General features: G+C 50.1%; 12 protein-coding genes and 2 tRNA genes. 8 read left to right on the plus strand and 6 right to left on the minus strand.

The window, feature by feature from the left end; all coding sequences use genetic code 11:
- Positions 1 to 33 precede the first annotated feature (33 nt).
- The gene (locus Q0577_RS18430) at positions 34 to 327 is read left to right on the plus strand and encodes an integrase core domain-containing protein (protein ID WP_298738832.1); all 294 of its coding nucleotides are present in this window, start codon (positions 34 to 36) and stop codon (positions 325 to 327) included.
- Between the two features lie 218 nt (positions 328 to 545).
- Here Q0577_RS18430 and Q0577_RS18435 read toward each other — a convergent pair.
- The 4 genes from Q0577_RS18435 to Q0577_RS18450 form a co-directional block, all read right to left on the minus strand.
- Positions 546 to 631: transfer RNA gene (locus Q0577_RS18435), tRNA-Leu, on the minus strand.
- Positions 632 to 719: 88 nt separating this feature from the next.
- A tRNA-Gly gene (locus Q0577_RS18440) sits at positions 720 to 792 on the minus strand.
- Positions 793 to 1,033: 241 nt separating this feature from the next.
- The gene (locus Q0577_RS18445) at positions 1,034 to 1,630 is read right to left on the minus strand and encodes a transporter (protein ID WP_298738833.1); all 597 of its coding nucleotides are present in this window, start codon (positions 1,628 to 1,630) and stop codon (positions 1,034 to 1,036) included.
- 165 nt (positions 1,631 to 1,795) lie between these two features.
- Positions 1,796 to 2,728 (minus strand): helix-turn-helix domain-containing protein, encoded by a 933-nt coding sequence (locus Q0577_RS18450; protein WP_298738835.1) that lies wholly within the window; start codon positions 2,726 to 2,728, stop codon positions 1,796 to 1,798.
- Positions 2,729 to 2,827: 99 nt separating this feature from the next.
- On the opposite strand from Q0577_RS18450, the gene Q0577_RS18455 reads away from it, so the two are divergent.
- The 3 genes from Q0577_RS18455 (at position 2,828) to Q0577_RS18465 (ending at position 6,257) form a co-directional block, all read left to right on the plus strand.
- On the plus strand, positions 2,828 to 4,231 hold the full coding sequence (locus Q0577_RS18455) for an ATP-binding protein (RefSeq protein WP_298738837.1): 1,404 nt from the start codon (positions 2,828 to 2,830) through the stop codon (positions 4,229 to 4,231).
- 79 nt (positions 4,232 to 4,310) lie between these two features.
- Positions 4,311 to 5,975: an FAD-dependent oxidoreductase gene (locus tag Q0577_RS18460; RefSeq protein ID WP_298738838.1), complete on the plus strand. Its 1,665-nt coding sequence runs from the start codon at positions 4,311 to 4,313 to the stop codon at positions 5,973 to 5,975.
- 6 nt (positions 5,976 to 5,981) lie between these two features.
- Positions 5,982 to 6,257: a UBP-type zinc finger domain-containing protein gene (locus Q0577_RS18465; RefSeq protein ID WP_298738839.1), complete on the plus strand. Its 276-nt coding sequence runs from the start codon at positions 5,982 to 5,984 to the stop codon at positions 6,255 to 6,257.
- 155 nt (positions 6,258 to 6,412) lie between these two features.
- On the opposite strand, the gene Q0577_RS18470 is transcribed toward Q0577_RS18465, so the two are convergent.
- Positions 6,413 to 7,276 (minus strand): hypothetical protein, encoded by an 864-nt coding sequence (locus Q0577_RS18470; protein WP_298738841.1) that lies wholly within the window; start codon positions 7,274 to 7,276, stop codon positions 6,413 to 6,415.
- A gap of 138 nt (positions 7,277 to 7,414) precedes the next feature.
- Between Q0577_RS18470 and Q0577_RS18475 the strand changes: the two genes are divergently transcribed.
- From Q0577_RS18475 to Q0577_RS18490, 4 genes are all read left to right on the plus strand, one after another.
- Entirely contained in the window at positions 7,415 to 8,530 is a 1,116-nt protein-coding gene (locus Q0577_RS18475) for a DUF3667 domain-containing protein (protein ID WP_298738843.1), read from the plus strand.
- Positions 8,531 to 8,538: 8 nt separating this feature from the next.
- Positions 8,539 to 9,315 (plus strand): enoyl-CoA hydratase-related protein, encoded by a 777-nt coding sequence (locus tag Q0577_RS18480; RefSeq protein WP_298738845.1) that lies wholly within the window; start codon positions 8,539 to 8,541, stop codon positions 9,313 to 9,315.
- A 122-nt stretch (positions 9,316 to 9,437) separates the two neighbouring features.
- The gene (locus Q0577_RS18485) at positions 9,438 to 9,953 is read left to right on the plus strand and encodes a hypothetical protein (protein WP_298738847.1); all 516 of its coding nucleotides are present in this window, start codon (positions 9,438 to 9,440) and stop codon (positions 9,951 to 9,953) included.
- A gap of 59 nt (positions 9,954 to 10,012) precedes the next feature.
- Positions 10,013 to 10,324 (plus strand): hypothetical protein, encoded by a 312-nt coding sequence (locus Q0577_RS18490; RefSeq protein ID WP_298738849.1) that lies wholly within the window; start codon positions 10,013 to 10,015, stop codon positions 10,322 to 10,324.
- A 255-nt stretch (positions 10,325 to 10,579) separates the two neighbouring features.
- Here Q0577_RS18490 and Q0577_RS18495 read toward each other — a convergent pair whose 3' ends face one another.
- A complete protein-coding gene (locus Q0577_RS18495; RefSeq protein WP_298738851.1) occupies positions 10,580 to 12,844 on the minus strand; it encodes a Tex family protein in 2,265 nt (754 codons plus the stop codon).
- Between the last annotated feature and the right edge of the window lie 361 nt (positions 12,845 to 13,205).

Genomic DNA, 13,205 nt, shown 5'->3' on the forward strand with positions numbered 1-13,205 from the left:
GCAAAGTTAGAAGAACCACTGTACCGCTAAAAGATGTACTTCGTCGTTAGCTTACCGGAGTTCATCAGTGATCTGTTGAAGCTGTGGTGCGAAGAGCATAACATAGAAATCCTGTTCATCCAACCGGGCAAGCCGGTACAAAATGCATTTATCGAACGCAATAATGGGTCAATCAGAAGAGAACTATTAGATGCCTACCATTTCTTCACTTTACAAGAAGTTCGTATCATGGCTGAGGAATGGCGACAGGATTACAATGCTGAAAGGCCGCATGAAACGCTGGGCAACGTTCCACCACTGGAATACGCACAATCCGTTTCCCAATGAATGCTAAAACATTGAAAATTCTAAACCTCAATGGGCCGAAAATAAGGGGAGCTTACAGTCCTCCGTGTAGGAGGTTTTAAATATTTTGTTCTTTGACTTCACTTCAAAGCTTTCAAACAATACTCCAACCATTCTCGTTGTTTGAAAATTGTTTGAAAATTTTCCATAAACAATAAAGGCCGCCTCTCAGCAGCCTTTATAAATTATTGATTTCCAAGTACCCGGGACGGGGGTCGAACCCGTACAGCCATTGCTGGCCACAGGATTTTAAGTCCTGCGTGTCTACCAATTCCACCACCCGGGTGGACCATCAGAATAATTAAAGATAACTAATCTGAAAGAACTTTAAACAAAAATTCCAAACCACTTGCGCAGTTTGGAATCTCCATCTGAGCGGAAGACCGGGCTCGAACCGGCCACCCCGACCTTGGCAAGGTCGTGCTCTACCAAATGAGCTACTTCCGCAGAGTTTTTAAGAACTGTTTTTTTCGTTGGGATTGCAAAGATAGGTATTGTTTTGAATTTGCCAATTTTTATCCTGCATTTTTTTAGAAAATTTCTCTCATCCTCATCACCAAAACCTCCAACTTTTAACCAACCTCCCAACCGCTAACCTCCAACCAACCTCAAACCTCATACAATAAAAAACCCCGGTGATGTTAATTCACCGGGGCCGTCATTAGTATTCCTTAACCTAGTTTTTAACTTATTTTCCAAATCCATAAGCCACTCTCAGGCCCAGGAAATTGCTGGATTTTCCACCGTCACTCATTTTGGTATAGCCCTCAAATTTAACGCCTGCATCCAGGTAGCTGCCATTACCCAGCGGGAATAAATAACCCACCTGCGGTGAATAAGCAAATACCGCAGATTTATCAGCACCTACATCACTCTTGTTACCAAGAAATGCTGCACCAGCCTGACCCTGTACGTAAAAATTAGATACCGGGTAATATTTCAAACCAGCTTTTACGGGAATGACATGAAGGTCATTTGGACTAAAACCAGCAATATCTTTAGCGAAAAAGTTAGTATATCCGGCGTTTAATGTAACATACAGATCCCTTTTCAGGATAGCATATTCACCCTGTACGGAACCGCCGATAGACCAGTCATATGCATCTTTGAAATCGCCTAATGGAAGGTTCGCTTCAGGGCCTACACTGATCAAATAACGGGGCCTTTCTGTAGCAGTGGCAGGTTTGGTGGGAGTGCCATTGTCCATGCTCTGTGCCTGGGTTGTCAGCGCAAAAGCTGTTAAAAGAGCTAATCCTGCAATGCCTTTCTTAATTGTCTTTTTCATCTTCTGTTGTTTTTAATGCTTACGAAACGATTTAATTAGCTTGCCAAAGAACTAAATTTGTTTGCAGCTGCTATTCTTTGTTTGATGAAGCAAAGGTAGACCACATGTTTACACCGGTAAAGGCCAATTTGGAGGATATTAGAACCAATTTTCCGGTGCGCCATATCAGCAACAGGCAACACGCGTATACTCCGACGGGTTGATCCCCGCAAAATGCTTGAAGAACCGGCTGAAATGAGAGCTGGTATCAAAATTCAGCTTATCTGCTACTTCCTTCACACTGAACTGCGATGTGCCCAGCAAATACTGCGCTTCCAGGAATATTCTCCTGTGAATGATCATCAACGCATTCTCCCCCGTTTCCTGCTTTACCTGCTCACTCAGATGCTTCGCCGATACATGCAGCATCTCTGCATACTGCTGCACGGAATGCATCTCCACAAAATGCTCCTCCACCAGTTTCTTGAATTGTGTTACCAGCTGAAACTTACGCCCCGCGGTTTTTACTGGCTGCAGTTGCGCCCTCTCGTGCGAGCGGTTCACTTCAAACAATAATTCTACCAGCAGCAGGCGTACCATCTGCAGGTAGTAAGGATTGGCCTGCCGGTATTCCCGTTCTATCTTCTCAAACAGTTCCTTTATCACGGTAAACTCCTGCTCATCCAGGTGATAAATGGGTGCCAGCTCTCCCGGCTGCTCCAGCAGCGTTTCCAGGATATGCTCCTTGATAAAGCTTTCCGCAATAAATTCTCTCCTGAACAAAGCCATGTACAGCAGCAGGTCGTCAGATGCGTTTTCGAAAGAATGAAAATCCCGGGGAGAGACGATGTGAATAGAATGGGGAACTACTTCAAATGTATGCGGGCCTACGGTTTTTAAACAACTTCCCTGTACACACAGGATAACCGCAAAATGATCCGTTTTGATGGGCGGTCCGTTCTTAAGGCCGCCTTCGTTACTGAGAATGGCAAAGTGATCCTGTTCCAGTAACTCGCCATACTTGTCTATACCGAAATGTTGTGCCGCTTTCGGTGCAGCGGTGGATAGATAATACTTGATCGTATCGGAAATATCCATTCTGATTGCTTCCTTGTTCATATCTGATGATTCCTTAATCCGGTGCAAATTTAAGCAACTTTGAATAAACACTCCCTTCCTAAAAATAGTTACCTTTATTTAGCTAAGTATCTTATTCCCATGCAAACAGTTACAGCAGAGTGGCTCCAGCGTATAGAAGCCCTGAAGGATGTGCCGGCCGGCCAGCTTCAATGGTTAATAGACAATAGCCGTCATTATGAAATGCCAGCCGGTGAAATGCTCTTTGAGCAGGGGGAGCCGATCGCCGGAACACACATCCTCATCAGCGGCAGGGTCAAAGCCTACCAGGTTCAGCAGAAGGAAGCCCGCGAAATAACAGTATGGGGCCCCAAAGCGATTTTCGGCTACCTGCCCTTCTCCCGGGGTAAAATAGCGATCGCCTTCGGCGAGATCCGGGACGATGCACAGGTCATGACTTTACCCATCAGCAAGATAGAAGAACTGATCCGCAACCATTTTGAGCTCACCCAGGCACTGGTACACATCATGACCAACCGTGTCCGCGATTTCACCTCCTTTCAGCTGCAGAACGAAAAAATGGCCGCATTGGGAAAACTGTCTGCCGGGCTCGCGCATGAACTGAACAATCCCGCCGCCGCCGTAGTGCGCGGGGCAGTCTCCTTAAAACAGCACCTCCAGATGATGCCGGGTACCTTCAAAAAGGTAATGGCCATCCGCATGAGCCCCGAAGAAGTGGATATTATCAACGAAAGACTGTTCAACATCCTCAACCAGCCCAAAGGCCCCGCCCTTTCCATGATGCAGCGTTCAGACCGGGAAGAGGAGCTGATGGACTGGCTGGATGATCATAACATAGAAAATGCGGCAGAACTGGCGGAAAACCTGGTAGACTTCGGATTTACTATCGAACTGCTCAACGATTTCAAGAAAGATATTCCCGAAGCAGACCTGTCGCCCGTTTTTAACTGGATCAACAGCAACCTGGTTACGGAAAAAATGGTCACCGATATCGAGGAAGCGTCCAAACGGATCGCTACCCTGGTGGGCTCCATAAAAACTTTCACGCATATGGACCAGGGACGCGACCGCCAGCTGACAGACATCCACAGGGGTATAGAGAACACGCTCAACATCCTTCAGTACCGCCTGCGCAAAGGCAATGTAGAACTGCAGCAGCATTTTGATCAGAGCCTCCCGCAGATCAAAGTATGCATCGGGGAAATGAACCAGGTATGGACAAACCTCATCGATAACGCGCTCGATGCCATGGAACCTGCAAGAAAAGGTGTACTACAGATACGCACAGAACGCGATCATGATTGTGTACTGGTGTCTGTCATAGATAACGGCCCCGGCATCCCGCCGGAAATGATCAGCAGGGTCTTTGACCCCTTCTTCACCACCAAGGAGGTGGGCAAAGGCACCGGGCTTGGCCTCGACATCGTATGCCAGATCGTGAAACAGCACAGGGGAAATGTAAAAGTAACCTCAGAACCGGGTAATACCCGCTTCATGGTTAGCCTGCCCATGCAGGATAATTAAACGGCTTGCCACCTAATATTTGTATATTCAAACTTTATAAACGGGCGGAAATATGTCAACTCAGGCCGCAGAAAATAATATGGATCTACCTTTAATTCTTTGTATTGACGATGATGCACAGGTACTTCGCGCCATCGTTCGTGATCTTAAGACACAATACCGCAACAGTTACAAAATCATCAGCACCACGGTTGTCAACGAAGCGCTGGACAGCCTCCTGGAACTGAAGAATAAAGGTGAGACCATTGCCATGTTCATCTCCGATCAACGCATGCCCGAAATGGAAGGTGTTGACTTCCTGGAAAAGACCAAACAATTCTACCCCGAAGCCAGGCGCGTACTGCTCACCGCCTACTCTGATACCGACGCCGCTATCAGGGCCATTAACACCGTACAGTTAGACTACTACCTGGTAAAGCCCTGGGGCCCGCCGGAAGAGAAACTGTACCCGGTGATAGACGACCTGCTGGACGACTGGCAGCATATCTACCAGCCTGCATTCAAAGGCATCAAAGTGGTGGGATACCAGTTCTCACAACGCTCACATGCCATCAAGGATTTCCTGGCAGGTAACCTCATCCCTTACCAGTGGCTGGATATACAGACCACGGATGAAGCACGGCGCCTCCTGCAGCTGAACGGCCTGGAGCAGAAAGACCTTCCCCTTGTTTTCTTTGAAGATGGCTCCTACCTGGCAGACCCCTCCATTATGGAGATCGCCGGCAGGGTAGGCCTCAACCCGCATACCAAACATGATGTGTACGATGTGGTGATCATCGGCGCTGGTCCCGCAGGCCTCGCAGCCGGCGTGTACGGCGCCTCTGAAGGATTGAAGACCCTGCTGATCGAAAGACGCGCTCCCGGCGGACAGGCAGGCACCAGTTCCCGTATCGAGAACTACCTGGGCTTTCCCACCGGCTTAAGCGGCGCAGAACTTACCCGCCGCGCCATCGCTCAGGCTACCCGCCTGGGAACGGAATTCATTACCCCGCAATCCGTAAAAGAGATCCGCCAGAAAGACGGCTACAAGAAGATCATCCTGGAAGATGATACCGAAGTGAATACCCGCAGCGTGATCATCACCACCGGCGTGGATTACCGCAAGCTGGAAACAAAAGGTGTGGCAGACTTCACCGGGGCCGGTATCTATTACGGCGCCGCCATGACCGAAGCCACCGCCTGCAAGGATAAGGAAGTGTTCATAGTAGGAGGAGGCAACTCCGCCGGACAGGCAGCCATGTACCTTTCCAAGTTTGCCAGGAATGTATATATACTGATCCGGAAGGAAGACCTCACCAGCACCATGTCGGCCTACCTGATAGAGCAGATCAAAGCTACGCCCAACATCCGGGTAAGACCTAAAACCGAGATAGCAGCCGCCCTGGGCACCGATCGCCTGGAACAACTGGTGATCTCCGATCTGGAAACGGATACCACCACTACCGAAACGGCCAACGCCCTCTATATCTTCATCGGCGCCAAACCCTTTACGGAGTGGATACAGCTGGATATTATCCGGGATGATAAAGGATTTATTGAAACCGGCCGCCAGCTGAAAGCCTACGAGCAGTTCGGTAAAATATGGAAACAGGCGCGGGATCCCTACCTGCTGGAAACGAGCTGTCCGGGCGTATTTGCTGCAGGCGATGTTCGTGCAGGCGCCATGAACCGCGTAGCCGCAGCAGTAGGAGAAGGCTCAATGGCCATCAGCTTTGTTCATAAATATCTTGCAGAAGTAAAATAACACACCATGGAAGAGCAATTCTGTAAACATCTCCAGGATATCCGCGAAGTCAAACTACCCGCTGAAGATGAACATGTGTGCGAAGAATGCATAAAACATAACGGCCGATGGGTGCACCTGCGTACCTGTCAGACCTGCGGCGCTACCCTCTGCTGCGACGCTTCACCGGCACGCCACATGACAGCACACTACCACGCTACCGGCCACCCCGTAGTGGCTTCCGCAGAACCCGGGGAACAATGGCTGTGGTGCTACCCCGACCAACAATTCGCCGACTACTGAATACAAAATTCCAAATACCAAATACCAGGTTCCAAATACCAAATTCCCAAAAACCAATACCACATTTCCCCAATACAGTAAGTTACAAGTACATCACCAAAGCCTGGCTGCCAACCTGTTTTGGAATTTGGAATTTGAATTTTGACTTTGGCCTTTTACTTTGCAGCAAACTGGTATTTGTAGCGCACAATCCCAAGCATCTCTTTCTGCTTGTTATAGCATTCTTCTGTTAACGGAAGCCCCTTCTCATCATACTTATATTTCCAGACAGTATAATCGGAGGTCTCCGCATTCACCGTAGTCAGCTGCGATAAACGTTGCTGGGCGTCGTATTCCAGCATATAGTCCGGTAACATGCGTTTGGCGGCTGCATGATAACGGAGTACATCCGTAAGCAGTCCCTGGCTGTTATAGTTGTAATAGATACGGGGGCTGCGTACGTTCTTGCCGTATTCCTGCTCCTCTGTTACGCGGCCTTCTGCGTCGGTCTTGAACAGTACGGTGGTAGAATCTGCGCCCATGCTTTTCCGGTGGATCATGCTGCTCAGATGCCCCCGCTCATCATACCGGTAATCGCGCGATTCCGTGATCCTGAACTTTTGGCCGCTTGCCTGCGACAATGAAACGGTCTGGATATCCGTTATCCGCCCCGCGCTGTCATAACGGTATTGTATGGTGGTAATACTGCTTTCAGTACTGTCTACGGTTTTGGTGAGCTGTCCCTTAGCCGAAAAAGTAGAGGTCATCACAGACAGCCCCGTAGCCAGCGAGCGAGTGATGGAACGCATCTGGCGGTAATTGGGACTTAACACCCGCTGGCATTTAAAATCATTATCCGTTTCCATATTGGCGTCCAGGCTTTGCACCTCCTGTACCCTTACCTCTTTTTCCTTCAGCAGCGCCAGGTTCCGGCTGGCCTGCCGGGCATTCCAGATATCCTGGTAATAATACTGGGCCATAGAACGGCCCGTAAGCAACAACAGGCAGGCGCCCAGCAAACAGTACTTTTTAGTATTCATAATCACTTTCTGAATAGTATAAACGTTGACAAAAATACTAACGTTCCTTTCATCTGAAAATTTTTGATATATATACATTTATTATTACTGGAAAATTGAAGATACTTTTCCTATTTTTAGGGGCCTAACCTTGCAAATTTGAAAACGCAACCACTGAGGCAGGATAAGCACTGCCTGAACTGCGGAACAGAAGTTCCGGAAAGATACTGTACGCACTGCGGCCAGGAAAATGCCGTGCCGCATGAATCTTTTGGCCACCTGGTTAAGCATTTTGTGGGTGATGTGCTGCATTACGATTCCCAGTTCCTGACAACACTAAAGTACCTTTTATTCAGGCCGGGCCGTCTTACCAAAGAGTATATGGCCGGGAAAAGGGTGTCGTATGTAAACCCCATCAAGCTCTATATCTTCATTTCCTTTATGTTCTTCCTGGTTTTTGCCATGGTAACGCATAAGGAACACAGCAGTGCAGGCGAAGCGGATGAAGAAAGGGAAGAAAGAACGGAGCAAACGGAGGATACAATTCCCTCCGCAGCATCCCTGATCCGAATGGTGAAGGATTCCATTGCTGCCGCGAGCAAGCCGGAAGAAGCGCACCTGGACGCAGATACGGCTACGGGGAACGATACCGTATACCGTTACCGCCCGCTCAGAGCGGAGCCGGCTACCGGGATTGCCGTTGCTAAAAAGGATACCCTTCACAAGGATACCACCCGCAAGAAGAAAATTGTTCTGAGTAAGGAGGATACTGACTACCGCTCACTGGCGGATTATGACTCTGCGCAAGCGGCCTTACCGCCCGATCAGCGTGACCAGGGCTTTAGCCGCTGGATTACCCGGAGGGCGCTCGCTATGGGCGGAAGTAGTAAGCAGGACGCATTCGAGGAAGCCCTGAAGCACAACGCCCCTAAAATGATGTTTGTGCTGCTGCCGCTGTTTGCCTTATGGCTGAAGATCCTCTACAGGAAACGGTATTATGCCGATCATGCTATTTTCGCCCTGCATGTGCACTGCTTTGCTTTTGTGGTGTTGCTGATCACGCTGTTGCTGGACAAACTGCTGCATACGGACCGCGTCACAGCCTGGGGCTTGCTGCTGATCGGTATTTATCTCTGGCTGGCGCTCAAGAACACCTACCAGCAGTCGTACCGGCGTTCATTCATGAAAGCAATACTGTTGCTCAGCGGTTATAGCTTCTCATTCCTCTTTGTGTTCGTGTTTTTTGTGGTCTGGCTATTTGCAGTAATTCTGTAAATTTAGTAATGCAACCGGAATTTATAATCATACACCAGCCGGCGCCCCATGTGGCCCACATCCAATTGAACCGCCCCGAAGCTTTGAATGCCCTGAACCTGCAGCTCATGTCGGAATTAAAGGAGGCCCTGCGGGACCTGGACGCCGATGAACAGGTAAGGGCCATCATTATAAGTGGCAATGAAAAAGCGTTTGCAGCCGGAGCTGACATTACGCAGATGGCGGGTAAAAGCGCCGTTGACATGTACAACATTGACCAGTTCAGTACCTGGGATGCCATTAAAAAGACGAAGAAACCCCTGATCGCAGCCGTTAGCGGTTTCGCATTGGGAGGCGGCTGTGAGCTGGCCATGCTCTGCGACATGATCGTAGCCAGTGAAACGGCCCGCTTCGGGCAGCCGGAAATAAAGCTCGGTGTGATGCCCGGCGCCGGCGGCACCCAGCGGCTTACCAGGGCCGTCGGAAAAGCCCTGGCAATGGAAATGGTGCTCACCGGCCGCTTTATCAGCGCCGCAGAAGCCTTACAGGCAGGCCTTATTAACCGGGTAACACCCGTAGAGCTGTACCTGGAAGAAGCGGTAAAGCTGGCCAGAGAACTGTCTGCCATGAGCCCGCTGGCCGTAAAAATGGCCAAGGAAGCGGTACTGAAAGCTTTCGACAGCAGCCTTGATGAAGGCCTGCATTTTGAACGTAAGAACTTTTACCTCCTGTTTGCCTCGGAAGATCAGAAAGAAGGTATGCAGGCGTTTATAGAGAAACGTCCCCCCGCTTTTAAAGGCAAATAGTTGTTAGTGATCCGGCGTTAGTCATTATACGTTAGTATTTGCAGCGAATAGCTTCGCACTGATCATTAACGGCTACCAAATAGTTTTTGTATAATTTGATGATGAGTATTTCAACCATGACTATGAGAAAGCTTCTGCCTTCAGTAATGGCCATATGGGTACAGGTGTGCGCATGTAAAGAGCCCGTTACCCGGAAGCAGAAGCAACAGCCGAGGGAAACATCCACTACCCCTTCCCCGGACACTATGATACCTGGTAATGATACCATTGTCGCTACCGAGATCACCTCCTGGAGCCGTTTTGAAGACTACACCGGCCGCTATGCCGGAGAGGTGGACCTCCTCGATAAAGAACCTTTGAAGCAACGCTTCAGACAACTGCTGGGCAGAGACACCAGTAGCTTCATGAGGCGCTACCAGGTAGCTCCGCCTATAGAAGTGGATGATGGCATTCTCTATAACGATGGCTGCGAACCGCATAACTGTTCTTCAGACGAAGCCTCCCTGGTCATCGATATGAAACGCGATCTTATCTTCGCCGGTATCGCCGTCAACGGCAGGGTGAAGCTTTACGCAGAAAAGAAGGACACTGCCTATCCCCAGCGGCTGCTGGAATGGAAGGAGAAGTTTGAGAAGTAACCACATCCACTGCGGTCCTGTCTCATTCCTGCCCCGTAACTTCCCGGAAATTTTCCACTATGAAAAAACTACAGCCTATTCTGTTCTGTATAGCCATGGTATTGGCTATCACGGCCGCTTTTGCCGCCAAAAGGGTTACGCTTTACATTTACATCGATCCTGAAAGCGATGGCGTATATATCCGCCAGCCCGGCGCCAGTTACAACCTCAGGTATTGCCAGCCCCATCCGGGCACTTTCTGTTTCTATGGCACCAATAACACCCTGCCCACCACGCTCACCCAGGCGCAGATCAACGACTACATTGCCCGCGGCCTGATGAGCGCTCATTATCCTGACAGACGGTATGAGCCGCTGATTGTTATTGAGTAGATAGGATTGAATGATTGCTTAGAGGCGGCAACGGGTCTTCATTCGCCGTGATTGCGAGGCCCGCAGGGCTTTGCGGGTAGCCGGGCCGAAGCAAACTTTTAACCTTGGCTTTCACAAATAGCAAACGGGTCTCCAGACCCGTTTGCCGTTTAAAAAGATTGCTTCGTCGTGCTCCGCGCTAAGCCCTACACACCTCCTCGCAATGACGGGATTGAAGACCCATATGCCGTTTAAAGACTGCGCCTATCAATTCATTTAATTAAACTTCTTCCGCAGCTCCGCCAGTTTCGCCTGGAAATCATTCAGTGGCGCCTGCTGTTTACCAGCCGGTTTACTACCACTACTAGTCTCCCTTCTCTCTCTGCGTTGACCGCCGCCGCTTTGCGCCGGCGCCTCATTATCCTTCATAGATAAGGATATCCGCTTACGCGCCACGTCCACTTCCAGTACCGTTACCGTTACCTTCTGGTTCAGCTTCACCACTTCATTCGGATTGCTTACAAAACGGTTAGACAAATGCGAGATATGCACCAGGCCATCCTGTTTCACGCCGATATCCACAAAGGCCCCAAACGCCGTGATATTTGTTACTACGCCAGGCAGTGTCATACCAGGCTTCACATCTTCCATGGAGTGTATCCCTTCCGCATACTCGAAGATCGCGATCTCATCGCGCGGGTCGCGGCTGGGTTTATCCAGCTCTTTCATGATATCTTCCAGCGTCAGTAAGCCCACTTCTTCGCTTACATAACTCTTCAGGTTGATCTTCTTACGCAGCTCTTCCTTCGCCATCAGGTCCTGTACGGAGCATTGCTGCTGTGCCGCCATCGCCTCTACCAGGGGGTAACGCTCAGGGTGCACCGCAGAATTATCCAGCGGGTTATCGCCGTTCTCTATACGTAAAAAGCCCGCGCACTGTTCAAAAGCCTTCTCGCCCAGGCGGGGCACTTTCTTCAGCGCCGCACGGTTACGGAATGCGCCGTTCTCCTTGCGAAACTTCACAATATTCTCTGCCAGTGAAGGACCCAGCCCCGATACATACGCCAGCAGGTGTTTGGAAGCCGTATTCAGGTTCACGCCTACGTTGTTCACACAGCTTACCACCACGCGGTCCAGGCTCTGTTTCAGCTGCGACTGGTTCACATCATGCTGATATTGTCCCACGCCGATAGACTTCGGATCGATCTTCACCAGCTCTGCCAGCGGATCTATCAAACGGCGGCCAATGGATACGGCGCCGCGCACGGTCACATCATGATCGGGAAACTCTTCCCTTGCCACTTCGGAAGCAGAGTACACAGAAGCGCCGCTTTCATTCACCATGAACACAATGATCTTGGTGCCGAAATCTATTTTCTTAATAAACTCTTCTGTTTCACGTCCGGCAGTACCATTACCCACCGCAATGGCAGCCGTATTATATTTGCGGACCCAGTTCTTCAGCAGGGCCTCCGCATCATCACGTTTATAGTTCTTTTCCAGGGGGAAGATCACATCATTGTCCAGCATATTGCCCTGCTCATCCAGCGCTACCACTTTACAGCCCGTACGGTAACCAGGGTCTACCGCGATCACCGGCTTGGGTCCCAGGGGCGCCGCCAGCAACAGCTGCCGCAGGTTCTCTGCAAACACCTCTATTGCTTCCGCATCCGCCTTTTCTTTGGCCAGCGCACGGAACTCATTTTCCAGCGAAGGACGCAGCAAACGTTTATACGAGTCCGTGATAGCCTTCTGCATATGTCCGCTGCAGGCGCTGCTACCCGTTACAAACTGGTTGCTGATGATCTCCACTGCTTCTTCCTCTTCCGGCTGTATTGACCCATACAGGATTCCCTCTGCTTCCGCGCGGAATACGGCCAGCACCCTGTGAGAGGGGAGGGAGGTCAGCGGCTCCTTAAAATCAAAGTAGTCCTTGTATTTATTGCCTTCTTCTTCCTTGCCCTCTATCACCTTGGAGCTCAGTACCGCGGTATGTGTGAACAGCTTACGCAGCTTATCACGCACTTCCGCATTCTCATTGATCCATTCTGCAATGATATCGCGCGCTCCCTTCAGGGCCTCATCGGCAGAAGCCACTTTATCATTGATATATTGTGCTGCCAGCGCATCCGGCTCGCCTTCTTTCTGCTCGAATATTGCTTTTGCCAGGGGCTCCAGTCCTTTCTCGATCGCCACCGTTGCCCTCGTTTTACGTTTGGGCTTATACGGCAGATAAATGTCTTCCAGCTCCGCCAGGTTCCAGGTACCTTCCAGTTTCTCCAGCAGCTCCGGCGTCATTTTCTCCTGCTCCGTAATGGTCTTGATAATAAAATCCCTCCGGTCATCCACTTCCTGGTAGCGCTTCTTCAGATCCTCTATCCGGGCAATCTGCACTTCATCCAGGCTTCCTGTCACCTCTTTCCGGTAACGGCTGATAAAAGGTACGGTAGCACCTTCTGACAACAAGTTCATGGTATTTTCCGCCTGCCTGGCCGATATACCTAATTCTGTCGAAATGAGTGCAATGTGTTTGGTATTCATGAATTAACTAATAATGAATAATTAATAAGTCGGGCCCTTTCAAAAGCCGGCCGCAAATGTAATTAAATTGGTTTTTACCACAACGGAAAGTTGTCAACAGTTGATAGTCTGGCCGCCACCCGGCCGAGTGCATTAAAACGGGCCTTGCCTGGCGCCACCGGCCCGGCAAAGTCCCATCAAGGAACCTCCCGCCTTCATGCCCTCCCAAAGTTACATCATCCCCCTCAGGCGCAGCCCGTTTTAATACCTCCGGCAAAGCTTCCAGCTCACCCCAAGCACCTCCCAATCCACATTGGTCAGCCTGTCCTGCACCCCGGCCGTCAAAGAAGCCAGCGCGCTCTTCCCCAACTCAAGCTCCCCA

Source organism: uncultured Chitinophaga sp., from assembly GCF_937898475.1.
Lineage (GTDB): Bacteria > Bacteroidota > Bacteroidia > Chitinophagales > Chitinophagaceae > Chitinophaga.